Consider the following 25,045-nt stretch of genomic DNA (forward strand, 5'->3'; position numbering starts at 1 on the left):
ACCTCCTTTAATTCTTACTAAAAAATATGTCTAATTTAGAAAAAAAACAAAGTTTAACAGAATCCTTAGATTCAGGAACTTACGAAATAATAAAAAAGAGACTTCAAACACAGCAAGAAGAATTAACTTCTCGTTTGTCTCAATTAAACCAAGCAAGAAAAGAAGTATTTAATTCCGTAGAATTTGTTTTAGAATCAAACCAAAGAATTAATACAGAAAACAATTGCATAGCCCGAGGAATTATAGCCATAGAAAACCTTTGTATTTTTGCTTATAATGTTCATTTCGGCTTACGAACAGATATACAACTAAGTGACGTTTTTAGCATTTATGCTTTTGATGGAAAACAGTTTACCCCCCAATCGTTGGATTTAATCAACGATGAAACTTTCATCAACGATTACAAAAACCTATATCAATACTACCGAGATTCTATCTTTTCCAGATTTAGAAGAACAGAGAACTATCTGTATATGATTTTCCAAACCGGTAAAAATACAGAAGATCTCAAAGCTTTTAAATGGTTGATCAAAGAGGGTAAATTAATCTATCAGGACGATCGAAGTATTCACGAAGTACCCAAAGTACAACAATACGAATTTAAATGGAACAAAACAACCTTAGATAACCGAAGGTTAGGAGTTCATCCGCATATTTCCATTTTAGATAAAGTATTTATAGAAGCCATACAAGGAGATATAACTTTTAAAATAGAAGACAATACCGATACGGGAAAAGGAATTTATTCCGAACCCGTAGAAAACAAAGATCAGCAGTTGGATGATGCCGACTATTACTACGCCGATTTAGGTAATTTTATTCTGATACGGATTAAACCCTATCAAGAAAAATTCCGTGCCTTTGTTTTTAACAACAGAACCAAAGAAGTAATCAATATCCCCAAATTAAATGAAACGGGAATATTACTTCCCGATAATCAGGGAATTATATTTTCTAACGGCTATTACTTACAAAGTGGCGAACACAAAATATTTGAAAATGGTTTAGAAAATTTTGAATTTGTAAGAAGAATACCTTCCGCCAACGGAGAAGATTATCTTTACATATTCTACCAGAATGAAAGCAATACCTATGTTTTAATGTCTTACAACCTTATAAAACAAGCCGTTGAAACCCCTATTATTTGTAACGGTTTTGCCTTACTAAATACCGGGAAGCTTATTTATTTCCGTTCCGAAGAAGAAGCCATCAAACACCACGTAGTGCAAATATGGAATACGCCATACCAAGCAGAAATACAAGAAACACCGGAACAAAAAGACAGCGAAATTTATAAGATAGGAAATAAAGACATTGTAAAAGCCATGGCGGAATGCCAGGAAATCATTACCCTTATAAACAAAGAAGATTCTTACGAAGGCTTATACAATGATATAGCCAAAAAAGCAGGCGATATTACCGATTCTTTTTTCTGGATCTCTCAACCTTCTACCTTTAAACTTTCAGAGCCTCTGAAACAAATTCAGGAAATAGCCCATACAGCCATCGATGAATTTGCTAAAGTACAGGAACAAAAAAAGAGTGCCGTACAGCAATTGGAAGAAATTACCGAAAAAGTAAAAAAACTACAATTCAACATAAAAAGCACCCAAGGAGATACCTTGGAAAGCTTAGTGAAATTGTTGTCGGAAAACCGAAAATTGCAGGGAGAGGTAATAGAACATGGAAATATAAAATATATTGATCTTGAAAAAATAGAAGAACTCAAAAAACAATTAAGTAAGAGTAATACCCAACTTTCAGATCAAACCGTTGAATTTTTATTGAGAGAGGAAGCCTTAATACCATACGAAGAAAAAGTAATTGCTGAGAAAGAAAGAGTAAACCAAATCACTAAAGTAATTGACGGGCAGTTGGTCGATGAAAATTGCAAACTTATTTCTTCCGAATTAGAATTACTTATTGATATTCTCAATAGTTTAAAAATAGAAGATACCACACAAACCACAAAAATCATTGAAAAAATATCTCTGATTTTTGCCTCCTTAAACGAAGTAAGAGCACAATTAAAGAAGAAACTGGAAAGTTTAAAAACTGGGGAAGCCATTGCTGAATTTCATGCCCAATTAACCCTTTTAGATCAAAGTATTGTAAACTTTTTAGAACTTTCCACTACCCCTGAAAAATGCGATGAATACTTTACCAAAGTAAGTGTTCAGGTAGAAGAAATGGAAAGCAAATTTGCTGATTTTGAAGAATTCATTACCCAAATTGCAGATAAACGAGACGAGGTAATAAAAGTTTTTGATGCCCAAAAAACAAGGTTAGTAGAACAAATAAACAAGAAAACTTCTTCTTTAGAACAAATCGGAAGCCGGATTCTAAAAAATATAGAAAATAAGGCGTCCTCCTTCAAAACCAAAGAAGAAATACAAGCCTTTTTCTCTACCGATTTAATGGTAGATAAAGTAAGAAAACTGGCAGAAGAACTAAAACAACTAGGAGATGTTTCCAAAGCCGAAAACTTAGAAAATAGCATAAAAACTTCCCTGGAAGACAGCTTGCGAACTCTAAGGGATAAAACAGAACTTTTTGTAGACGGAGAAAATATTATCAGTCTTGGAGAATACAAATTTGCCGTTAACCGTCAGCCCTTAGATCTTACCATTGTAAGAAGAAATAACCTATTATATTATCACTTAACCGGAACCGGGTTTTTCCATTCCGTAAAAGAAGAAAAAATATATCAATATCAATCCATCTGGGAACAAGATGTTATTTCCGAAAACAACCAAGTATACAGAGCAGAATACTTAGCCTATCAGGCATTTCAAGAAAGTTTTAAAAATAAAAACTTTAATCTTAGCGAATACATAAAAAACAAAATAGAACAAAGCTATGCAGAAGCTTATCTAAAAGGAGTTCATGATTTTGACGCCATTCAGATCTATACTGCCTTAAACGAATTGCACCAATCCCTACAAACCTTGGTTTATTCCCCTTCTTTACGAGCCGTGGCACAATTGTTTTGGAATAGTTTATTAGAAGAAGAAAAAAATAAACTAAACAAACTAATTATATCCGCAAGTTCAGTATTAAAAATATTTCCTGATTCCGATAACTACCAATATGTAGTCAATAATTTAAAAGAACAATTCGAACAATGGAATACCGCTTTTAGTACACTGGAAATATCTTCCGAACAAGTAGCGGAATATTTATTTAAAGAATTCAGTACATCTCCAAACTTTACCAAAAGTAAACAGGCAGATGAATTGAAAAAAGAATTTACCGCCTATCTAAAATCACAAAAAGCACTAAGTATTTTTGAAGAAGATACCCAAGACGCATCTTTAGAATTCTCCGATCAGTTTTACTTAGTGAAAAACTGGCTGGAATCTTTTACCGGATTGTCTGACCATTTTTCAGCCTTTGAAAAATATATAGACGAAGCCAGTTGTTTATTATTGTTTGAACATAAAAATGCCTATACCTTAGTAGAAAGTACGGATGAAACTATTCTAACCCAACTCAAAGGCAGTCATCCTGTAATAGAAAAAGACAGTTATGTACTCAATTATCATAGTTTTATAGAAAAACTAATACTTTTTTCAGAGGAAAGTGTGCCTAAGTTTAAAGAATTCTCACAAACTAAGGAACAACTGTTAGAAGAATATAAAAAATCATTAAAAGTAAACGAACTACAACCCAAAGTTCTCACTTCCTTTGTAAGAAACAAACTTATAAACGATGTTTATTTCCCTCTAATCGGAGCAAATTTAGCCAAACAAATTGGAGTAGCCGGAGAAAACAAAAGAACCGCCCGTATGGGAATGTTACTTTTAGTATCACCTCCCGGTTACGGAAAAACCACTCTGATGGAGTACTTGGCAAAAACACTGGGATTAAATTTTGTAAAAATTAACGGCCCCACCATTGGGCATTCCATTACCTCCATAGACCCCAACGAAGCCACTACTTCTGGAGCACGAGAGGAACTAAAGAAAATAAACCTTTCTTTTGAAATGGCAGATAATGTGATGTTATACTTGGATGATATTCAGCATTGCAGTGCCGAATTTTTACAGAAATTTATTTCGTTGGCAGATGGACAAAGAAAGATGGATGGAATTTTTAGTGGAGAAAGCAAAACCTATGATTTGCGTGGAAAACGTTTTTGTGTAGTGATGGCAGGGAATCCGTATACCGAAAGTGGAGAAAAATTCCAAATTCCTGATATGTTGGCCAACCGTTCGGATGTTTATAACTTAGGAGATGTAATTGGCAATACTGAAAACTTGTTTAAGCTCAGCTTGCTGGAAAATTCCATAGCCGAGAATAATTACCTACAAAAATTAAGCAGCCGAAGTTTTGATGATTTTTATAAACTGGTCAATTATATAGAAACCGGAAATGAAGAGTTATTGAATTTGGAAGGGAATTATTCCAACCGAGAAATAGAAGAATTTATTTCCGTATTAAAAAAATGTATACAAGTGCGGGAAGTGGTAATGAAGGTCAATCAAAATTATATTTCCAGTGCAGCCATGGACCATGCCTACCGAACCGAACCAGCCTTTAAATTGCAAGGATCTTATCGAGATATGAATAAGATGGTTGGAAAGATTGTTCCCTTAATGAATGATGAAGAAGTACAAGAATTGATACGTACCCATTATGAGAATGAATCTCAAACCCTTACTTCCGATGCGGAAGCCAATATGCTTAAGCTAAAAGAATTAATGAATGAATTAACAGCAGAAGAAACTCAACGTTGGGAAAATATAAAAACTACCTTTCTTAAAAACAATAAATTAGGGGGAGTAACCCAAGATGCCCAAGCTGGTCAGGTAATTGCCCAACTGATGGATTTTAATACCAATTTAGAAGGAATTATTAAGGTGTTGAATAATAAAAAGAATTAAAAAATAAAATCCAATCAATTTAATTGATTGGGTTTTATTTTTTTAATAATCCCAAATGTTAGAGTTTTTAGGAGAACTGATTGGTGGAATTATTTTAAAAGGCTTGGGAGCCGGTGTCCGATATTTGTTCTTTTTATTAATTGGAAAAAGAAAAAAGTTTTCAGAATTATTAGAATCTGAGGGCTATAATACAATGGTATCAATTATAACTTATGTAGTGATTTTCTTCATATTTTACCTAGCTAATTTATAGAATCTGTATATTTCTAGCTTCCACAAGCTATATAATAGGTAGGTATTCCATGAATAATTTCAGGTTCATCTATTCCTTCAAAAAATACATGATCTCCTAGTCCTTTATTTGCTTGTTGATTATGAAGTTTGATAAGAAATTCTAAAGTTGTAAAGTTCTTTCCGTTATCAGCTTTAAATTTTGCTATGATTTCAACTGGATATTCTTCCTCATCTGGTTCCTCTTCAAAAATACTTTTATAGTCATCAATTAAGATTTCATTTTCAAGTAAGTCAGATGGACCAGTAATCCAAGCCCTATATTGAATTTGTAATTCGGGAGCATCTATGGCAACCTCATCCGGTTTCCAATATTCATCAGTTTCACCAATCGATTTTTGATAATTAATTACATCTTTATTAAACTCGTCAAAACTTGTATAGGTTTTAGGAGTAAAACACCAACAAATTTGGTTTAGGCTCAAGTTTACATTCATAGTAGTTTTTTTAATTAAAATTATATAAGATATAAGTAAATCTTATATATCAAATTTATAATTAGCTAAGTTAGAAAATAATTAAAGATTTATTTAAATTTTTCATTTAGTATATTAAAAAAATATTTAAGTTACTATCTTTACAGATAGAGATATAAAGACAATTTAGTATTTTTATAATTAGATTCAAGATTAATACTAATTTAATTAAATGTTTCTTTTATAGAATATTGCGTACCTCTAACAGAATTGTTAATAAAAAATTCATATGCTTAAAAACATCTTTATACTCTTTGTTATTTTATTATCCTTAAAAGGAATTAGCCAGACCACTGCCGAGAAGGAAATAAACTAAATATTTCAATTAGAAAAAAAAGAAAAAATACATCAGTTTTTTCAGGCAATTGAAGAATATAAACAAGACCATGATTATTCGGATGCCATGATCATGGATTCCATTTTTGCAGAAATTACCCCACCGGTTTTAGTTAATTTTATTAAAAGTATAAACAAAGAAATATTTATCCAAGAAAAAGAATTTACCAAAGACTACGAATTCAATATTTTTCCTCAAGAATATGCAGCGAATATGCCTTGTGCAGATGTTGTAAGTCTTCAGTTTTTAGAAGAAAAAAATCAATTTCTTCTTATGGTAGGAAACTCTTTTTATGTAGAAGATTTTGGATGTACCGAGAGTGGAACCTGCTATTTGTTTAAAATAGAAAAAGGAAAGATAAAAATTATAAACATAATGGAGGTAGGTTAGTTAGTTCTTAGTTGTAGTTAAATAAATTACATATAGATTTATATCTTTGTAGTTTAAAACAACTACTCAATGAAATGCCTTTTACTTAAAAGAATCTTTTTGGTTCTACTATTATTTCAATTACTTTCTTGTAAATCCTCTCAGGAAAAACAAGAAGCAATTTTATCTAAAATTCCCGATCCTAAAACCTTAAACGAAACCTTTGTTAGCGATCCGGATCAAATACTTAATCCATCCACCGTTTATAGTTTAAACCAAACATTAAAAGAATTAGATATTTCAGGAAAGGCACATATAGATGTAGTTATAGTAAAATCCATAGGAGATGAAGTACCCAAGGATATCGCCTATAAATTGTTTAATACATGGAAAATAGGTAGGGCAGATACTAATAATGGTTTATTGATTTTTCTTGTACTAGATCAGCGACGAATTGAATTTGAAACAGGTGTAGGTCTGGAACCCGTTCTTACCGATATGATTTGTGCTGATATCCAAAGAAAATATATGATTCCCTATTTAAAACAAGGCAACTACGATCAGGCGATAATATCTGCAATATCTCCTATTATGGAAGTATTAAATACAGAAAGTTACAATTTTAATGTAGAACCGGAAAATCTTGGAAATATTAACGTAGCTTTATCAGAACCCTATGAATCAGAACATAAAACGAATAATTCCTTTTTTAATTCTATTGAAAATATAGTTGATAAATGGCTTAAGAATTCAAATTTTGCGTTAGTTTCGATTATTTTATTCTCTTCTTTGACTTTTTTTTTAACGATCATAACAGTAGTTAAAAAAGTATTTTTTCAAAGAAAGAAAAAATCAAGATTTGTATCCAAATTCTTGTTAATTTTATTTCAATTAACATTTGTATTGTTAATAAGCTCCATTATTACTGCAGTATTTCATATAAATTTTAAAAAATGTGTATATGTAATCATAGGCTTATATCTTTTTAGAGGATTTTTACTTCACATAAGATTACTTATAATACTTATTTTAGCAAAAAGGAAAGATAGAGATAAAAGATATAATTACCTATTAAAGTATAAAGAAACATTTAAATATAGCGAAAATTTATATCCAATATCTTTTATTCATTTATTGTATAAAAAACTTTGCAAAGATATTAAGCATTCACGTTATGATCCTTATGTATGTGAGAATTGCAAAAGTTTAATGAAATTGAATAAGAATAAAAATTTGTCCAAGGGACAATCATTAGAAGAGAAAATAAATTCAGTTGAATATGATTCTTGGGAATGTATCTCTTGTAAAACAATAAAATTAGTAAAATATACTAATATATACTCAAAAGCGAAAGAATGTGAAAAATGTCATTATAGAACTAATGTATTGAAAAAAACGTATATAACACAGAAGGCTACCACTAGTTCTTCAGGTAGTGGTTATGAACTTTACGAATGTAAATTTTGTCATGAGAAAGAAGAAATTGAATTTGTGATACCTAAAGAATCAACCCGTTCTTCCAGATCCTCCTACTCAATAGGAAGTAGTAGAAGTAGTGGAAGTAGTAGTAGAAGCAGTAGCGGTGGATATTCCTCTAGTAGTGGGGGAAGATCAGGAGGCGGAGGAGCTGGTAGTAATTGGTAATTTTAATAGTATAATAAATTAATTTGATGAAAGTTTAAATTTTTATTCAGATCCTCCGAATGTATTAATTATTAAAATTTTTTATATTATAAATTATGGGATTTGGATTTAATTTATTTTTTATATCCGTATGGATACCCTTCAATTTTATACTTTTAATACTATGGTTATTTACAAGGAAAAAACTATTGGGTAAGTCGATTTTATTTTTTAATATTAGCTTAATCATCATTATAAGTATAAGTGTAGCAATAAGCTCAAAGAATATGATAGTTCTGCTTAAGAAGGAAGATTATTATGGGGATTATGTTATATATAGAGATGCCTATCCTGGCTATCAAGCCGATTGGCAATACTACCGTTATAAATTTACTATAAAACCTAACGATCAGATTTTATTTTATGAAACCAATGACTATGGTAAAACTAAAATTTTTAAAGGAAAGATAAGTACAATTAAACCACACTCTTCTGAAAGATTAGTTATTCAAATGGATTCTTCACATCATATAATAGCAAAAAATCCAACCGTATATAGAACTACCCAAGGGTTTTATTTAGTATTTCACTCTTCTCTTTTTAAAAATGTTTTTTTAAAAAAAAAGATAAAAAATAGAAATCTTAATTAGCCAAAGAACCCACTAGGTTTTGTAACTTTGGCAAATCTTTTTTAAAATTAATTATAAAATAACCATATGATAAAAAGAATATTACTAACTGCAACCATTGTTTTTTTAACCATTCAATGTCAAACGACTCATTCTACAATAACACAAAAACCCACAGAAGTAAATACTGAAAATAAAGTAGATTTATCTAAATTTAGGTTCAGTTACGACCAAATGGTTCAAATCGCCAATCCCGATTTTTTTAAACATAGAATGTTTTACGATAAACCATCGGAAGGTCCGGATGCCGCTTGGTTTGATGCGGTTAAGCAAGGGAACTTAGCGGAAATAAAAAGAATGGTTAAAAATGGACAAAATTTAGAAGCTAAAGACGAAGCATCTTTAGGACAAACAGCCCTAGGCTGGGCAGCGTTTATTGGATATCCAGACATAGTGAAATATTTAGTAAAACAAGGAGCAGATATTAGAGCAACGGATCGGGCTGATGTTTATAACGCATTAAAGTCGGCAACTATGGGTGGAAATGTTGAAATTATTTCCTATTTATATAATCTTTTAAAAGATGAAACAGATTGGAATGCTTTGGAAGAGGATGGAGAGACCTTGTTTATGGTTGCAGCCGTGGATGGACGAACCGAGGCGGTTAAATTTATCTTTGAAAATAGCCCTGAACCTATTGATCTAAATGTAGTTTCTCAAAAATTAGATAGAAGTGCTTTAAGCGGTGCATGTGAGAGGGGTTTTACAGATATTGCTAACCTATTAATTGAAAAAGGTGCTATTAATCATAAAACGGGAAAAAGTTCTTGTAAGTAAATTGGAATAAATATTATTAAGAAGCACATCTGGCATTTATTTGGTAGATGTGTTTCTTGTTTTCAATAATATTTGTTAACCCTAAAAGAGTTTCTATATTTGTTTAGAAACTTTAAAAAATAAGTGAAATTCTAAAAATTTATGTCTAACATACCTAAAATACACAAAAAAACTAAAAATTTTGTCTCAGAAAGTACATTCTTTCTATTTAGTTTTTATTTTAGTACAGGACTAAGAATTACTTTTGCAATGATGACTCCATTAGCATTGGGAGTATTGTTTGATCAGTTAAATTTTGGAATACTAGCTTCCTCTGGAGCTTTAATTGCAGGTGCAGGAGACAACCCCGGATCTTTTAAAGTTAAACTTCGAACACAATCAATAGGAGCTCTATTTTATTTACTATTGGTTGTAATTTCACAATTTCTTTTGCCTTACAGAGAACATGTAATAACATTTGGGTTATGGGTTACTTTTTGCGGTTTCTTCTTTTCCATGTTTTTTATATATGGAGCTAGAGCCGTAAGTGTTAGTACGGCTTCATTATTTTGCATCGTTTACGCCTGTAGTTTCTACCACAAAAGTATTTGGTTCAATACCCTTGGTATAATGTCTGGAGTTCTTTTCTATGGAATTGTTTCTTTAGGGCTCTGGCGGATACAGCCATATCGGGTGATTGAACAAAGATTGAGTGAAGGAATTAAGCTGTTAAGTGAATATACAGAATTACTTCTAGAATATATTAAAACGAAAGAAAGAGAAAACTTTAAGAAAAACAGATTAAAGGAACTTTACTCAAAAATATTAGAAAAGCAAGAAAAGGTTCACGCCAACCAAGAAGATATTAGAGAAAATCTTTTTAAACTTAGAATTAATGCCAAAAGTTTTTCTTCTAAAGGACGTAGAATGACTATAATTTTTAGTGCTTTGGTCGATTTGTATGAGCAACTAATTTCATTAAATATTCAAGACGATAAGCTTATTGAATCGTTGAAAAATAGCCATTTGCAAGCTGATTTTACCCAAGGATTGTTGGATATGAAAGAAATATTGGAACATATAAGCTGGGCGATAAATATTCATAAAAAGATTCATAGGAATATAGAAATTTCTTTGTTAGATAAGTTTAAGAAAAGAATCCTAGATTTAGAAAAGTATGAACAGGAAAGTGGAATTGAACAAACTGAAGTTATTCATTTACTTAAGCATATACGTTTTATCTTTCGAAGTTTTTATAAACAAACTCTTATTATAAAATCCATCATTAATGGAGAAAACGCCAACGATAACAATACCTATCAAGATTTAGATATAGTTAAGTTTACCCGAGAATATACTTATAATTTTAGTACTTTTAAAGCAAACTTAAATCTAAAATCAAACATTTTTCGCCATGCTTTAAGAGTAAGCACAGCAATACTTATTGCTTACATATTTTGTATAATACTAAATATATCCTTTTTTTCGCTATTATTTTTAACGATAATTCTTATCCTTAAACCAGTATATGGCAATACCCGTACATATGCTTTAAGAAGATTACAGGGAACCCTTATAGGAGCAAGTATAACTTTAGTTATTTTTTTATTCACCAGAGATCCCTATATTCTATCTATAATAACTGTGCTAAGCGTGCTAGGGGCTTATAGTTTTTTATCTATAAATTATAAAATTGGAATTTCCTTTGTAACCATTTTTGTTTTATTATTGGTTTATTTGGAACATAGAGGAGGGGGTAGTTTAAGTAATTTACTCATTCGCTTAGGAGGAACATCCATTGCTGTTGTAATAGCATTTATATTCAGCTTTCTTTTTCTTCCCACTTGGGAAAATAAACAATTGCCAAAATTAATCGGTAATCTTATAAGAAATAATTTAGACTATTTTAGTAAAATATCTTTTAATCTTGTGGAAAGCAACAATCAAGAAATGATTTCAGATACAGAGATTAAATTAGCAAGAAAAGAAGTGCTTTTGGCAACCTCAAATTTTTCTAGTACCTTTCAAAGAATTGTTTCAGAACCTGCATTGTCCAAAGAATACAAATCAACCATATACAGCCTTCAAACGCAAATTAATTTATTATCAACACGAATTTCATCGTTGAGGACCTATAACTTTACTTCTAATAAAGATATAGTTACAGACTTGGATAAAAAAATAATAGCTTTAATTAAAGAGTTGCTAAATGGAGCTATTGTTATGATTCAAAAGGATCAAGAAGAAATAGATTCAGAAGCTGATTGGAAAGAGATCGATTTTAATCTTTCCCAAAAAAAATTAAGTCTTACTACATATCAATTAAAAGAAATATACAATTTGGTACAGCAAATTTATACAAACATTAAAAAAATTAAAGACTTTAAAGAGTGGAAAAGTGCAGAAAAATAATTACTGTAAGAATTTATATCCATAAAATACAACTAAATAACGCAAAAATTTCCCCAATAGCATAAACACAGTTACAATATAAATGTTAGCTCTCATATAACCCAAGGCTAGTGGTATAGTATCTCCTACAATGGGTAAGAAAGAAAAAAAAGCCATAGAAGCCCCTTTTTTTTCCAACCATTGTTGCATTTTTTCAAGTTTTTCTTTTTTAACTTTTAAATACTTTTCAATCCATACCATTTTCCCCATTTTTCCTAAAAAATAATTCGTTAGTCCACCCAAAGTATTGCCAAGAGTGGCTAGAAGAATACAAATCCAAGAATTTCCTCCTAAAGCAAGTATTCCCAGTAAAACAGCTTCGGAACTAAAAGGTAAAATAGTAGCTGAAAGGAAGGAAGCAATAAATAAACCCACATATCCGTATTGCATTAGAGCATCTAACATAAGGAATTATTTTAGTTCAGGATGATTTATTTTATTATCCTTGATTTTTTCATAGATCAAATGAAACGCCAATTGTTTTAGCTCTTCTTTATTTCTATTCTCAGGAAAAAGAATAGCTAGCCTTTCCACTTTAATTTTGCCAGGATATCCCAATCTAAAAACAAAGGGAAACATGTTGTTTAAATTATGAAATGCATAAATAACTATGGGGATATTGCAATTAATGGAAGAAACAAATGCACCATCTTTAAAGGGAGCTAAAATAATATCTCGATCAGGAACTCCACCTTCAGCAAAAATAACTACGCTTTTATGGTTTTCTTCAAGGGCTTTTTTTATTGCCGGGAAAACATTTTTTCTGCTTTCTTTACTAGATCTATCTACTAATATGCATAGTTTTTTGTAGATGCGCCCGAAAAAAGGGTATTTTTTTATTTCACTTTTTCCAACAAAAGTAATAGGGTTATTGGGGTGTAGTATAAACATAAGCGCTATATCCATCATTGAAGCATGATTGGAAACCAAAATATAATTTTTACCAGGAGCCAAGTCTTCTTTTGATCTAAGGGAATAGCTAAATCCTGAACCATAGAATAAAACATAGGCCCAAGCTCGCATAAAAATGTAAGTTATTTTATCATTTTTCTGAAAGCTCAATAAATAAATTATAGTCCCTATAAAAATAGTATCAATAATTACCACTAGATAAAACCATAATTTCCAGATCACAGTAAAAATTATTTTCAAATAATTCATTTTATTGAAAGAGTTATAGATGAACTTCTAAAAGAGTTATAGGAGAGTCTTTTTCGCTAATAATTTCTATATTTTTCAGACAAGCCGGTATAAGTATGCTCTGCCCCTTTTCTATAAAAATAGATTGATTTTGGTTATAACTCATAGATCCTCTTCCTTCTAAAAGAATAAAAATTTTAAAAGATGTAGGTAAGTCTTTAAAAATATAATTTTTAGCAATGTTATGCTTGTTAACATTAAAATAAGGGCTATGTACTAAACATTCATTTAATCCTTGAGGGTTATAAGTAGAATAAACATTTTCAATGTATGAAAAATCTATAACCGCTTTAGCTTCTTCAATATGTAATTCTCTTTTTTTACCATTCTTATCAAGCCTATCGTAATCGTAAATTCGATAAGTGATATCTGAAGACTGTTGTATTTCAGCAATCAATAAACCTTTACCTAGAGCATGAACACGACCTGCAGGAATATAAAAAACATCACCTTTTTTTGGATAGACTTTTCTAAAAACTCCATCGAAATCATTAGCCTTTAGTTTTTCAAAAAACTTCTCTTGAGTCATGTTTTTTTCAAAACCTAAAATAATTTCAGAATCTTTGTCCGCATCAATTACATACCACATTTCTGTCTTACCCCATGAATTGTGATGCTTCTTACCATAAATATCATCAGGATGAACTTGTACTGAGAGGGGCTCGTGGGTATCTAAAAATTTAATTAGTAATGGAAAATTATTTCCAAACTTATTATAAACATCAGAACCTACTAAATCTTCCTTATAGACGTTGATGAGTTCCGTAAGTTCTCGGTCTTTTAAAAATCCATTAGATACTTTACTTATAAAATTAGGAACTGATGATATTTCCCAGCTTTCACCAATTTTATCATCGCTTACTTTTTTTCCAAGTGTTTTTAACTTATTACCTCCCCATATTCTATAATGTAAACTAGGATAAAATATTAGTGGATATAACGACATTATTAAGTATTAAAATATTACCTATACAAAAGTATCATTTTTACTTAGAATAATTATTTAATGTGTTAAAATAATAATTATTATTTTCTTTTAGAGAAACAATAAATTTTTTAAAAGAAGCTGCATGTTCTGGTTTTTGGAACATGCGGTCATGAACGAGTATAACTATTGAATTTTTGGAATGTGTTTTCCCATTTTTTAAAACGTAATTCACGGTTCTAACCATCTCATCAGCACTTTGCACCGGAATATTCCCGTTTTTAAAATGCCATTCAGTATCCCACCCAAAAACAGAATAACCCAAGGAATCTAATTTTTTCACGGTTTTTAATGCCGATAATTCTCCTTTAATAATATGGTCAACAGACCAAGTGTTTCTCCCCAGTAAACGAGCAATTTTACTATTTAAGTTTAAATTTTTTTCAGCCAGTATAAAATCGTTAATAGATCCTGAGGGATCATTATAAAATTTGCTATATTTATTAAAGTAGGCATGGGTGTTACTATGATTTCCAATGACAAATAAAGGATCGTTATGAATAGAGTCAACCAAACTTGTTTTTGATTTACCTTCATTGTGTACACCAATCATAAAAAAGGTAGCAGGAACGTTGCATTCTTTTAAAATTTTCCAACAATTTCTTGTACCCTCTTGAGGGCCATCGTCTAAGCTTATATAAATATGGTACTTGTTTAGTGAATCATTTTTTAAATTCAAATTATCCTTATTTTTAGTTTTGAAATTCGAGGCAGAATCTTTAACGCTATTATTATTGGTTTCAATAATACTTAGTGAAGCGCTTGTATCACTTTTTGAATTGGTAGAAGTTTCAATAGTTATCTTTTCATTATTAATAATAGTATCATTATTCAAATGTACTTCTTTATTATTTTTGCAACTATTAATTAAACTTATGCTTAGTATAAAAAATATATTTAGTATATATTTCATTTGTGATATAATTTTATCAAAATTTATCAAATATAAACAAAATTTCATTAAAAATAATTCATGAAATATTCAATATTTCGTAATAATTTTGCAATTGATATTTTAGATTAAAATTATAAATCTTCTAAAAATTCATAAAAGCTTGAAATTCGACATTAAAATTGCTATGAAAACAAGTTTCATAGAATACGTTTTAAATGATAGTTAATTCATTCTTAGAATTTTAAAAATTTTAATGAAGTTTTAAAATTACTTGAGATAAACTAGACACTAAAAATTTTATTAAGTTCAATTGGTTATTTATTCATAAAATTATAGGATAGAAAATTATAGATATTTAATGGGTATAATTTCAATTTTATCCGTAGTATAAAAAATATTTATTATAAATAATTTTATTTTTTATGTGTAAAAATAATATTTTAACATGATTTTAAATACAACTGCTTTGAAATATATATCGTATTTTATATTATTTATAACTATAATGTCTCCGTGCAAAGCTCAAGTAGCCTATAATTTAACCGTAGAAGAATTGTTTAGTCTTGGACTTAAAAACAGTTTAGAGATACAAGAAGCTGAGATCCATAAGGAGATATATGAATCAAAAGAAAATACTGCTAAAACAAAAAGATTACCAAGTTTAGATGTAACTTTAGCTAACGGATATCTAGGTACACCAACAGTATATGATAAAAATTTATCTTATGTTAAAAAACCTTATATGCCTAAATGGAAGCAAAATTATGCAGTTGATTTAAAACAGCCGATTTACCAAGGAGGACGTATAAAAAATTCTATAAAATATTCTTCAATTGAAAAAGATATAGCTACTGTTGACTTTGAAAAAAGTAAATCTGATATAAAATTGTGGCTCATAAACAATTATTTAGAATTATTTAAACTTTATAAGCAAAGAGAAGTATTTGAAAAGACCATTGATGAAGCAAATAAAAGACTTAAAAATATAAAAAATTTAAAAAGACAAGGTATAGTTACCAATAATGATGTTTTAAGAAGTGAAATTGAGGTCTCAAATTTTCAATTATCTTTAGAGGAAGCCAATAATGATATATCTTTAACATCACAACAATTAGACATAATCTTAGGATTAAATGAAGAAATAATTCTTATCCCGGATTCAACTTTACTAGACTTAGATCTTTTCTTAGCAAGTGAAGAAACTTATTTAGAGCAAGCGTATAAAAAATATCCAGATCTTAAAAAATCAAATTTTAATATTGAAAAGGCAGAGATTGAAAAAAAAATATCAGAATCTAAATATATTCCCAATCTTAATTTAAATGTAGGAAGTCAATTAATAAGACCAATAACGACGGTATCCCCTGTCCAAGATTTATATATGAATAGTTGGGGAGTTACTTTAGGAGTAACTTACGATTTATTTTCATGGTTTGATTATAAGCATACAAAATATCAAAGCAATAAGAACGTTGAGCTTCAAGAAAATAGGAAACGACAAATAGAACAAGAAATACGAGTAAACATAAAGTCAGCCTACATAAAACATATGCAAGCCTTAAATAGGGTAAAGGTTTTAGAGGAAACAGTTATACAAGCAAAAGATAATTACCGGATAACGAAAAATAAGTATTTTAATCAATTGGCTATTCTCACAGATTTACTTGATGCCGCGTCTGTTCAGCTCGATGCAGAGTTACAACTAACCGTTGCCAAAGCAAATATGATCTACACTTATTATTCATTGTTACATACAAGTGGTAATTTATAAAAATTATTTATTATGAAAAAAAAAGAAATGCATCCTCATAAAGACGAAAAAACTGATGATTCCTTGATTAATGAACCCAGCACGAAAAAAGATTCTACGACCTATAAACGAAATAATGAGCGAAGCAATCTTCACATAGAGCTTAAAAAGAAAAAAAGAAGAACAATTATAGTTAACACTATTTGTATTTGTATTATTTTGTTTGGTATAGGTTGGGTAACCCAATATTTTTGGCGATATTACGAGTATGAAATCACCAATGATGCTAGCATTGAAGAATATATAACTCCTATAAATTCAAGAGTTTCTGGCTATATTAAAGAAGTAAGATTTAAAGAGCACGAAAAGGTTAAAGCAGGAGATACCTTAGTAATCATTGATGATAGTGAGTTCAAAATTAAAGTTTTAGATGCAGAAGCTTCTTTAAAAGATGCGGAGGCATCTAAAAATGTAATGATTTCAAATCTTCAATCATCATTGAAAAATGTGTCTGTATCAGAAGCTAATATATCAGAAGCTAAAGTGAGAATGGACAATGCTTACAAAGATTATATTCGTTACGAGAATCTGTGGAAGGAAGAATCTGTACCGCAACAACTTTATGATCTTAAAAAAGCAGATTATGAGGCTTATAGAGCTAAATATCAATCCTTGATTAATCAAAAGCAAGCCAATATTTCTAATACAGAAGGAGTAAGTAAAAAACAAGAAAATGCAGATGCACAAATATTACGAAGCAAAGCCAATTTAGAAATGGCTAAATTAAATTTATCATATACTATAATCAAAGCTCCCTACGATGGCTATGTAGGACGTAAAAATATTGAAGTTGGAGAATTAGTACAAGCAGGGCAGGTATTAACCAATATTATAAAAAACAACGACAAGTGGGTAATCGCAAATTACAAAGAAAAGCAAATTCCTAATATTTATGTGGGACAGGAGGTTAACATATATGTAGATGCAATAAAGGGTAAAACCTTTAAGGGTAAAGTAACAGCGATTTCAGAAGCTACAGGATCTAAATATTCAATGATTCCTACGGATAATGCCGCTGGTAATTTTGTAAAAATTCAGCAAAGAATTCCTGTTAGAATTGACTTTATTGATTTAAATCAAACAGAGAGAATCAGATTAAGAGCTGGCATGATGGTTGAGACAGAGGCTAAAATAAAATGATAAATAGGCATATTTTTAGAAAAGACATTCCCCGTTGGTTAATGTTAGCGGTAGCTTATATAATAATGGCGCCTGTAATGTTGATTAATGGCGCGTATACTGGTAGTTCTGTTGATATTTCTAGTTCTTTAGGAGTAATGTCTGAAGACATTAATATGGCTTATTTTTCAACCTCAGCAGGGATGTCCATCGCATATCCTTTAATTATAAAGTTAAGAAAGGTAGTTACACAGAAAGTAATTATTCTATGGGCTTTACTAATGCAAGTTTTTTTAAGTCTTTTATGTGCAGAGGTTAATAATATGGTAATTATTACATTATGTAGTTTTTTTATAGGTTTCTTTAAAGCGCTTGCTCTATTAGAAATTATAATGATACTTATGCCAATGCTTAGTCCTAATAATCATAGAGGAATCTTTTATTCCAAATTTTATCCAGTCACCCTAGGGTTAAGTCAATTGTCAATGGTTTTAACTTCAGAATTAGCCTATCGTTACAACTGGCAGTATATGTATTACTTTATGATAGCGCTTTTGCTAATAGCCATGATAGCTGTTTTACTAACCTTTAAATATACAGAATTGCCAAAAAAAATTCCGTTAAAAGATGCGGATTGGCTAAGTGTATTTTTATGTTCCATCATTTATATATCAATCATCTATGTGTTTACCTATGGTAAAACATTTGATTGGTTTAATTCAACTTCTATCTTTGTATGTACCTTTTTTATTATACCTATAGCAGTAATTTTATTTATTAAAAGACAGCTAATTAAAGAAGATTCTTACATTGATTTATCTATTTTAAAAAATACAAATACATCCGTAGGATATTTGGTAATGTTTATTTGCATGTTTTATGTATCTGCCAGTGTAATTGTATCCTCTTACGTAACTTCTGTTCTTAGACTTGAGAGTAATCGATTGTACGAATTGTATATTATAACAATCCCAGGATTTATTTTAGGAGCCATAATATGCTGGAGCTGGTTTAAGAAAGAAAGAAGGATAAACCTAATCATTTTTTTTGGATTTCTTTGTTTAGTCAGTTCATGTGCTATTTTATACTTTACAGTTTCACCGAAAGGACAGTATAGCTTACTATATATTCCTATGTTTTTAAGAGGGATGGGAATGATAATTACATTTGTTGTTTTTGGTGTATATGTAGTGCAAGGACTTCATCCAGATAAATTTATCTATAATGTGTTTTTTCTAATAGGAATTAGATCGGCACTATCACCAGCCATAAGCTCATCAATTTATTCCAATACCATTTATCGTTTGCAACAACAGTATGTAGTAAAATTATCTGACAGTATAAATAATACCAATCCTTTGGCTGTAGAAAAATACAGTCAATATTATCATTCGGGTTTAAGTAAAGGTTTTGGAGTATATGAAGCACAACAATATGCGCTTTCCAGTATCAATTCATTGGTACAAATACAAGCCTTAACTTTAACTTTAAAAACTATTTTGGGTTGGCTAACCCTTTTAGGTATATTTATACTATTAATAGTATTAATTTACCCATTCAACAACCACAAAAAATTAAAATTTATTAAGTGGAAAAAGAGCATGGGGTATTAAAATTGTGAATGGATAACTTTTAAAAATTATGCGTAAAATCATTCATATTGATATGGATGCTTTCTATGCATCTATTGAACAAAGAGACAATAAAGAATATAGGAATAAGCCCTTAGTAGTAGGATCTTCTGGAGTAAGAGGGGTTGTGGCTGCTGCAAGCTATGAAGCTAGAAAATATGGTATTAAATCAGCCATGGCTTCACAAAAAGCGATGCAATTATGTCCAAACATAATTTTTGTACAACCTCGATTTGAGGTTTATAAATCTGTATCCAAGCAAATTAAAGAAATTTTTTTAAAATATACCGATAAGGTTGAACCCTTATCACTAGACGAAGCCTTTTTAGACGTCACTGAAAATTATATGAATGAACCCTACGCGATGGAAGTTGCCAAAAAAATAAAATCAGATATTTTTAAGGAAACGAACTTAACGGCATCTGCTGGGGTGTCATTCAATAAATTTTTAGCTAAAATAGCCTCCGATTATAACAAACCCAACGGACTTTTTATTATTACTCCTAAAAAGGCAGAAAAGTTTGTTGAAAAATTAAAGGTTGAATCCTTTTTTGGCATTGGAAAGAAAACTTCACAAAAACTACATGAACTTGGAATTTATACAGGATGGGATCTTAAACAAAAAACAGAAGATGAACTAACTAGATATTTTGGTAAACAAGGGCGAAAATTTTATTTAAATGCAAAAGGAATTGATCACGGGGAAGTGAATCCAAATAGAATAAGAAAATCATTAGGAGCAGAAAATACTTTTAGAGTAGATACAAACTCTTTAGAATATATTTATTTAGAATTAAAAGAAATCTGTAAAGAAGTGGTTGAAAGAATAAATAAAGTATCATTTAATGGTAAAACCATAACTTTAAAAGTTAGATATGACAATTTTAAGATAGTTTCAAAATCTAAAACGTTACCCCAACCCGTGACCGATTATTCCGTTTTATATAAATCTGCACGAGAATTACTTCATGAATTGGACTTATCTAACAAAGTTAGACTCATAGGTATAAGTATTAAAAATATGTATATGGTTGAAAAAGATACTACTGTGGGTCATCAATTAGAAATTCCTTTTGAAGTATAAAAATTTTTAATATTAATTAAAAAAAGGCATTAGGTGCTTATTCTAATGCCTTTTAATTTTGTTGCTAAAAAACTTCTAATATTAAACTAATCTTAACAATCTAATAAATTCGTTTAAAAAACAACACCACGTTTGTACAATTTATATTTGAGTATTTACTAAAATTTTCGTTATTAAATGTGTAATAATTTATTAACACTACAAATGTAGGAGGTTTATTTAAAGAATACTTACGGATATCCGTAATTTTTGAATTATTAATTATTTACGTATAAATTATATAATTTATGAATTATATAATTCCCAATTCAACAGCTAAACTTAATAAATGTTTAGTGTCTTTAGCATTAAAAGTTATTCTAAGCAAAGCTAACTTTTTCTCAATTGAACTTTCACTATTGGGCGTAATTTTTTCCTTTTTTAAATAATTTTCAACTTCTTTTTGTGTAAAACCCTTAGCTAAAAGTTTTAATAAATTAATATCGTATTCCGTTAGTTCAAAAAGATTGCTTTTAGAAATTTTATTATCATCAGAAATATAGGACTTATTTTCCTTAAGTGCTTCAATAGCTTTTTTTAAATCTTTGATATCATCTCTTCCTTTAGTTACAAAAGCATTAATCTTGTATTTTTCAAAAAGATGATTTATTTTATGATATCTATTTTCAATAGAAAATACAATAATTTTTAAATTGGGTTGCTCCTGCTTAATTTGATAAATTAAATCTTCACCACCCTCAAGTTCTTGTTCCCTATAGTCAGAGGCAAAAGATAAGTCTGTAATTAATAGATCATAAGGATCATTTTTAGACAAAGCCGCTCTCAACTTTAAGATAGCATCATCACAATAGTAGGTTTTATCTACTACTTCAACATTTACTTGATCGGATATAGCCTTTTCAATACCTATGCTATAGCTATCAAAATCTTCTGCAATAAGAATTTTTTTCAGCATAATTTTTAATTGTTAATTAATATTTTTATATAAAAACCCATATTTCTTGAAAAATCTATTAAATATGAACCATTGATCGAATTTATTCTAGCTTTCAAATTAACAAAATGTTTATTTGGGTTATAATCTTGTTGATTCATTCCAATACCATTGTCAATATACTCAATTGTGAATGAATTCTTATCATTTTTAAATTTTATGGTAACAAGGCTAGCTCTACTATGCTTACGCATATTAGTTAAAAGTTCCTTTAGTATATAATAAAGCTCCTCTTTTTTTTCTAAACTGATTCCATTCCATATATTAGCCTCATTTCCCATCAATATGATATTAGTATCTTTAGAACTGTAGGTTTGTATCATTTGTCTAAGAATAAGATTGTAATCTTTTTTCAGATCCATCTTAAATTCAGCATCGTGAGAGATATCTCTAGATTTATGATATAAGTTTTCTAAATCATTAATCACTTTTGAAGGTTTAATATCTGAACTATTAATGATTTCCGTCATTAGAAAATATATACCATTGGCTACCTCGTCATGAATTTTTTTAGAATATTTCAATTCTGTTTTTTCAATTTCCTGATTTTTTTCAAGATTAAATTTCTGTCTTCTTTTTTGATACCATAAAACAAAAAATACAATAATTATAAAAATGATGAGAATAATTATGAATACTATGATTCTTTGCTTAAGAATCTGATAGTTTTTCTGTATGTTTTCAGCTTTCAAAAGTGCATTTTCTTCTTTATTTTTTTCTACTTCGTAGCGAATTAAAGTAAATTGGTTTTTAGCATGATTTCTTTTTTTCTGAATGCTATCGATAAGTGTTAAATAAGTTTGAAAATAATCCTTCTTTGCTGATGATTTAGGATCTAAAAAAATTAATTTTTGAAGAGCGGCCAATTGATCCTCCGTTCGATCTAATTTAATGGCAATTTTGTACATCTTACTCGCATGGTTAATGGCTTCATAAGGATTATCTTTCTCAAAATATTCTGCCAAATGAAAATGACTAGCCATTTCACCCAATGGGTAGTTTTCCTTTATTCTAATTTTTAAAGCTTCTTCAAGCTCATTCTTTATATCATTATTAGAACCATATTTTTGCCACCTTATATAAGCTAAATTATCCAGTACTCTCGCTTTCTCAATTGGATTTTTATCTAAAATAGGATTTTTTAAGAGTGTTGAAAGAATATTTATAGCAATGTCATATCTGTGATCTTTAGCATTAACAACAGCTTGATTATTTTTTAAAATTATATTAGACAATTTGTTAGAAGAAAAATTCATGGCTAGTTCGTGGTATTGAATTGCCTGAGAATAATCTGCCAATTCTGTTTTAGAGATCGCTAGAGTATTGTATACCGAAGATAAAGGTATACTATCCTTCTTTTTATAAGGGCTTAAATATTTTAGCGCTTCAACTGCTGTTTCTTCACAACCTAAAAAGTCAGCTTCATCGGCTTGTATCATAGCCATATTGGTCAAACATCTTCCTATAAATGAGCTATCATTTTCAATGAGTGATTGTTCTTTTGAGTGATTAAAGTAGTAAAAGGCACTATCACTAATGTTCTTTTCAAGATAATAATAGCCTAACTGAAAGTAAATATTACTTAATTGATGAATATTTTTATTTTTTTTTGCTGTAAGAATATCCTTATAGGCAGATTCTATATTCTTATCGTTATATATGTATTTAAGAATTTTTGGAGATTCCTTAGTATTTCTATCAAAATAATTATTTTTCTCTTTACATGCTAGTAAAGTTATAAATGAAGCGCATGCATAGATGTAAATTTTCTTTAACATATGATTAGTACTAAAGAATGAATAAATTCATATAAATGTAAGGATTAATCTTTAAGCATGAAAAGAATTAAATTAAAAAAGGGCTATTTAATTTATTTTAAATAGCCCTTTAAATAAAGATTATTGTAACTATTAATCTTTATTTTATTTTTCGTTTTCCGTTGGAATATTTATTGAATTAGCTCCAACAGGAATATGTCCTTGCTCACCGCCTACTTGAGCTTGATTTACAGCTTTATTAGAGTAAGCTCCAACAGGAATATGCCCTTGTTCACCACCTACTTGTGCATGATTTACGGCTTTATTAGAGTAAGCTCCAACAGGAATATGCCCTTGTTCACCACCTACTTGTGCTTGATCTACAACTCTATTAGAATTAGCATCCACAGGGATATGCTCTTGTTCGCCACCTACTTGTCCTTGATCTACAGATTCAGATGCAGAAGGTTTTGTAATAGGTAAGTCATTGTAATCATCAGTACAAGAAGTAATTAATGCGACTAAAGCAAAATTAATGAGTAATATTTTTTTCATAAATTTAAAATTTTTTTATTTGCTGTTCTAGTATAAACAAGCATTTATTTTATGCAAATATACTATAATTAAAACATAAACAATATGGTTAGATTGATTTTATTCCTGATAATATTTTAAGCTTCTTTTTTAAATACTTGTAAATTAAATATTTATAATGTTATAATTTTACCTTAAAATTTTTAGTATATAATTATTCATGAAGAATTAAATAAATATAAATTTCAATTTAATATATAAACTTATTTATTATGAAAGTAATTGGCTGATAATCGTAAGTTTGTTTGGAAAAATTTACGTTTATCAATAATTTAGCAAGTTGAAAATCTCCTATGAATAATTTAAAATCGTTGTTTGATTATTCTTTTTCCATAGTAATACTATTACTTTCTATATTCCCTTTACTTGTATTTTCTTTACTGATTATAGTTACTACGAAAAAAAGTCCTTTTTTTAAGCAACAAAGAATAGGGAGAGATAAGAGGAAATTTTATATTTATAAGCTAAGAACAATGAAAGGGGAGTATAAATCCTCCATTACTACGTCTAAAATGGAGATTACTACACTTGGGAGATTTTTAAGAAAATATAAGTGGGATGAAATTCCTCAAGTAATCAATATTTTAAAAGGGGAAATGTCTTGGGTAGGTCCTCGCCCGGATGTACCAGGGTACGCAGATCAATTGTTCGGGGAGGATGAGATAATACTTACCGTAAAGCCGGGGATTACAGGTCCTGCTCAAATTAAATACAGAAATGAAGAAGAATTACTATCCAATCATCCAGATCCAATAAAATATAACGATGAAGTACTTTGGAAAGACAAAGTAGAGATAAATAAAAAGTATGTAAAAGATTGGTCGTTGGGCAAGGATTTAAAATATTTATTTCAAACTTTTTTTAAATAAATTTTATAAATCCTATGAAATATTAGGTTAAGAATTATTATAAATGATTTTTAATTAGTTGTCTATATTAATAAAGAACTTATTGCCGAAGTAAATTTTAAGAAAATAGGTGAATTCCTACACCTATTTAATAACGATTTTAATATTCTGTATTACTATAATTTTTTTTTTAAAAGATAAAAACCATAAAAAAAATCAATAAATTTGCTCATATTATAATAAAATATAT

At 29.3% G+C, this 25,045-nt stretch carries 20 protein-coding genes; 12 read left to right on the plus strand and 8 right to left on the minus strand.

Annotated elements, in window-relative coordinates:
* Nucleotides 1-26 precede the first annotated feature (26 nt).
* Nucleotides 27-4,886, plus strand: a complete 4,860-nt coding sequence (locus ETU10_RS05280) for a DNA repair ATPase (protein WP_146310428.1) — start codon at nt 27-29, stop codon at nt 4,884-4,886.
* 55 nt (nt 4,887-4,941) lie between these two features.
* Nucleotides 4,942-5,139, plus strand: a complete 198-nt coding sequence (locus ETU10_RS05285) for a hypothetical protein (protein ID WP_146310430.1) — start codon at nt 4,942-4,944, stop codon at nt 5,137-5,139.
* Nucleotides 5,140-5,152: 13 nt separating this feature from the next.
* Here the strand turns inward: ETU10_RS05285 and ETU10_RS05290 are convergent, their stop codons facing one another.
* Complete coding sequence (locus ETU10_RS05290; protein WP_146310432.1) at nt 5,153-5,614, minus strand: hypothetical protein; 462 nt, start codon at nt 5,612-5,614, stop codon at nt 5,153-5,155.
* Between the two features lie 448 nt (nt 5,615-6,062).
* Here ETU10_RS05290 and ETU10_RS05295 point away from each other — a divergent pair, with 448 nt between their 5' ends.
* From ETU10_RS05295 to ETU10_RS05315, 5 genes are all read left to right on the plus strand, one after another.
* The gene (locus tag ETU10_RS05295; RefSeq protein WP_146310434.1) at nt 6,063-6,380 is read left to right on the plus strand and encodes a hypothetical protein; all 318 of its coding nucleotides are present in this window, start codon (nt 6,063-6,065) and stop codon (nt 6,378-6,380) included.
* A 69-nt stretch (nt 6,381-6,449) separates the two neighbouring features.
* Nucleotides 6,450-8,003, plus strand: coding sequence for a TPM domain-containing protein (locus tag ETU10_RS05300; RefSeq protein WP_146310436.1), 1,554 nt, complete (start codon nt 6,450-6,452; stop codon nt 8,001-8,003).
* A 266-nt stretch (nt 8,004-8,269) separates the two neighbouring features.
* Nucleotides 8,270-8,632, plus strand: coding sequence for a hypothetical protein (locus ETU10_RS05305; protein WP_146310438.1), 363 nt, complete (start codon nt 8,270-8,272; stop codon nt 8,630-8,632).
* Between the two features lie 66 nt (nt 8,633-8,698).
* Nucleotides 8,699-9,448: an ankyrin repeat domain-containing protein gene (locus ETU10_RS05310; protein WP_146310440.1), complete on the plus strand. Its 750-nt coding sequence runs from the start codon at nt 8,699-8,701 to the stop codon at nt 9,446-9,448.
* Nucleotides 9,449-9,589: 141 nt separating this feature from the next.
* The gene (locus ETU10_RS05315; RefSeq protein WP_146310442.1) at nt 9,590-11,839 is read left to right on the plus strand and encodes an FUSC family protein; all 2,250 of its coding nucleotides are present in this window, start codon (nt 9,590-9,592) and stop codon (nt 11,837-11,839) included.
* On the opposite strand, the gene ETU10_RS05320 is transcribed toward ETU10_RS05315, so the two are convergent.
* From ETU10_RS05320 to ETU10_RS05335, 4 genes are read right to left on the minus strand one after another with little or no spacing between them, the layout of a single operon-like run.
* Nucleotides 11,840-12,283, minus strand: coding sequence for a YqaA family protein (locus ETU10_RS05320; RefSeq protein WP_146262242.1), 444 nt, complete (start codon nt 12,281-12,283; stop codon nt 11,840-11,842). It lies immediately after the preceding gene.
* Nucleotides 12,284-12,289: 6 nt separating this feature from the next.
* Nucleotides 12,290-13,030 (minus strand): lysophospholipid acyltransferase family protein, encoded by a 741-nt coding sequence (locus tag ETU10_RS05325; protein WP_185145058.1) that lies wholly within the window; start codon nt 13,028-13,030, stop codon nt 12,290-12,292.
* Between the two features lie 22 nt (nt 13,031-13,052).
* The gene (locus ETU10_RS05330; protein WP_146310446.1) at nt 13,053-14,024 is read right to left on the minus strand and encodes a type I phosphomannose isomerase catalytic subunit; all 972 of its coding nucleotides are present in this window, start codon (nt 14,022-14,024) and stop codon (nt 13,053-13,055) included.
* Nucleotides 14,025-14,064: 40 nt separating this feature from the next.
* Nucleotides 14,065-14,976, minus strand: coding sequence for a polysaccharide deacetylase family protein (locus tag ETU10_RS05335; RefSeq protein WP_185145059.1), 912 nt, complete (start codon nt 14,974-14,976; stop codon nt 14,065-14,067).
* 487 nt (nt 14,977-15,463) lie between these two features.
* On the opposite strand from ETU10_RS05335, the gene ETU10_RS05340 reads away from it, so the two are divergent.
* The 4 genes from ETU10_RS05340 to dinB are packed head-to-tail and all read left to right on the plus strand — an operon-like array spanning nt 15,464 to nt 20,602.
* Nucleotides 15,464-16,729, plus strand: a complete 1,266-nt coding sequence (locus tag ETU10_RS05340; protein ID WP_146310450.1) for a TolC family protein — start codon at nt 15,464-15,466, stop codon at nt 16,727-16,729.
* A gap of 12 nt (nt 16,730-16,741) precedes the next feature.
* Nucleotides 16,742-17,908 (plus strand): HlyD family secretion protein, encoded by a 1,167-nt coding sequence (locus tag ETU10_RS05345; RefSeq protein ID WP_221410367.1) that lies wholly within the window; start codon nt 16,742-16,744, stop codon nt 17,906-17,908.
* On the plus strand, nt 17,905-19,500 hold the full coding sequence (locus tag ETU10_RS05350; protein WP_146310452.1) for an MFS transporter: 1,596 nt from the start codon (nt 17,905-17,907) through the stop codon (nt 19,498-19,500). The genes ETU10_RS05345 and ETU10_RS05350 overlap by 4 nt, the downstream gene beginning before the upstream one ends.
* A 28-nt stretch (nt 19,501-19,528) precedes the next feature.
* Nucleotides 19,529-20,602, plus strand: coding sequence for a DNA polymerase IV (gene dinB / locus ETU10_RS05355; protein WP_146310454.1), 1,074 nt, complete (start codon nt 19,529-19,531; stop codon nt 20,600-20,602).
* A gap of 292 nt (nt 20,603-20,894) precedes the next feature.
* Here dinB and ETU10_RS05360 read toward each other — a convergent pair whose 3' ends face one another.
* From ETU10_RS05360 to ETU10_RS05370, 3 genes are all read right to left on the minus strand, one after another.
* Nucleotides 20,895-21,557 carry a response regulator gene (locus tag ETU10_RS05360; protein WP_146310456.1) on the minus strand — a complete coding sequence of 221 codons (663 nt, stop codon included), beginning with the start codon at nt 21,555-21,557 and terminating at the stop codon, nt 20,895-20,897.
* A gap of 5 nt (nt 21,558-21,562) precedes the next feature.
* Nucleotides 21,563-23,374: a sensor histidine kinase gene (locus ETU10_RS05365; RefSeq protein WP_146310458.1), complete on the minus strand. Its 1,812-nt coding sequence runs from the start codon at nt 23,372-23,374 to the stop codon at nt 21,563-21,565.
* 144 nt (nt 23,375-23,518) lie between these two features.
* A complete protein-coding gene (locus tag ETU10_RS05370; RefSeq protein ID WP_146292615.1) occupies nt 23,519-23,908 on the minus strand; it encodes a hypothetical protein in 390 nt (129 codons plus the stop codon).
* Between the two features lie 332 nt (nt 23,909-24,240).
* On the opposite strand from ETU10_RS05370, the gene ETU10_RS05375 reads away from it, so the two are divergent.
* Complete coding sequence (locus ETU10_RS05375; protein ID WP_146310460.1) at nt 24,241-24,816, plus strand: sugar transferase; 576 nt, start codon at nt 24,241-24,243, stop codon at nt 24,814-24,816.
* The last annotated feature ends 229 nt before the right edge of the window (nt 24,817-25,045 follow it).

It is taken from the genome of Apibacter muscae (assembly GCF_007845595.1).
GTDB lineage: Bacteria > Bacteroidota > Bacteroidia > Flavobacteriales > Weeksellaceae > Apibacter > Apibacter muscae.

Excerpts from the sequence above, each read along its gene's own strand:
- ETU10_RS05280 (WP_146310428.1), top strand. The coding sequence starts at position 27 with ATGTCTAATTTAGAAAAAAAACAAAGTTTAACAGAATCCTTAGATTCA.
- ETU10_RS05285 (WP_146310430.1), top strand. The coding sequence starts at position 4,942 with ATGTTAGAGTTTTTAGGAGAACTGATTGGTGGAATTATTTTAAAAGGC.
- ETU10_RS05290 (WP_146310432.1), bottom strand. The coding sequence starts at position 5,614 with ATGAATGTAAACTTGAGCCTAAACCAAATTTGTTGGTGTTTTACTCCT.
- ETU10_RS05295 (WP_146310434.1), top strand. The coding sequence starts at position 6,063 with ATGGATTCCATTTTTGCAGAAATTACCCCACCGGTTTTAGTTAATTTT.
- ETU10_RS05300 (WP_146310436.1), top strand. The coding sequence starts at position 6,450 with ATGAAATGCCTTTTACTTAAAAGAATCTTTTTGGTTCTACTATTATTT.
- ETU10_RS05305 (WP_146310438.1), top strand. The coding sequence starts at position 8,270 with ATGATAGTTCTGCTTAAGAAGGAAGATTATTATGGGGATTATGTTATA.
- ETU10_RS05310 (WP_146310440.1), top strand. The coding sequence starts at position 8,699 with ATGATAAAAAGAATATTACTAACTGCAACCATTGTTTTTTTAACCATT.
- ETU10_RS05315 (WP_146310442.1), top strand. The coding sequence starts at position 9,590 with ATGTCTAACATACCTAAAATACACAAAAAAACTAAAAATTTTGTCTCA.
- ETU10_RS05320 (WP_146262242.1), bottom strand. The coding sequence starts at position 12,283 with ATGTTAGATGCTCTAATGCAATACGGATATGTGGGTTTATTTATTGCT.
- ETU10_RS05330 (WP_146310446.1), bottom strand. The coding sequence starts at position 14,024 with ATGTCGTTATATCCACTAATATTTTATCCTAGTTTACATTATAGAATA.
- ETU10_RS05335 (WP_185145059.1), bottom strand. The coding sequence starts at position 14,976 with ATGAAATATATACTAAATATATTTTTTATACTAAGCATAAGTTTAATT.
- ETU10_RS05340 (WP_146310450.1), top strand. The coding sequence starts at position 15,464 with ATGTCTCCGTGCAAAGCTCAAGTAGCCTATAATTTAACCGTAGAAGAA.
- ETU10_RS05345 (WP_221410367.1), top strand. The coding sequence starts at position 16,742 with ATGAAAAAAAAAGAAATGCATCCTCATAAAGACGAAAAAACTGATGAT.
- ETU10_RS05350 (WP_146310452.1), top strand. The coding sequence starts at position 17,905 with ATGATAAATAGGCATATTTTTAGAAAAGACATTCCCCGTTGGTTAATG.
- dinB (WP_146310454.1), top strand. The coding sequence starts at position 19,529 with ATGCGTAAAATCATTCATATTGATATGGATGCTTTCTATGCATCTATT.
- ETU10_RS05360 (WP_146310456.1), bottom strand. The coding sequence starts at position 21,557 with ATGCTGAAAAAAATTCTTATTGCAGAAGATTTTGATAGCTATAGCATA.
- ETU10_RS05365 (WP_146310458.1), bottom strand. The coding sequence starts at position 23,374 with ATGTTAAAGAAAATTTACATCTATGCATGCGCTTCATTTATAACTTTA.
- ETU10_RS05370 (WP_146292615.1), bottom strand. The coding sequence starts at position 23,908 with ATGAAAAAAATATTACTCATTAATTTTGCTTTAGTCGCATTAATTACT.
- ETU10_RS05375 (WP_146310460.1), top strand. The coding sequence starts at position 24,241 with ATGAATAATTTAAAATCGTTGTTTGATTATTCTTTTTCCATAGTAATA.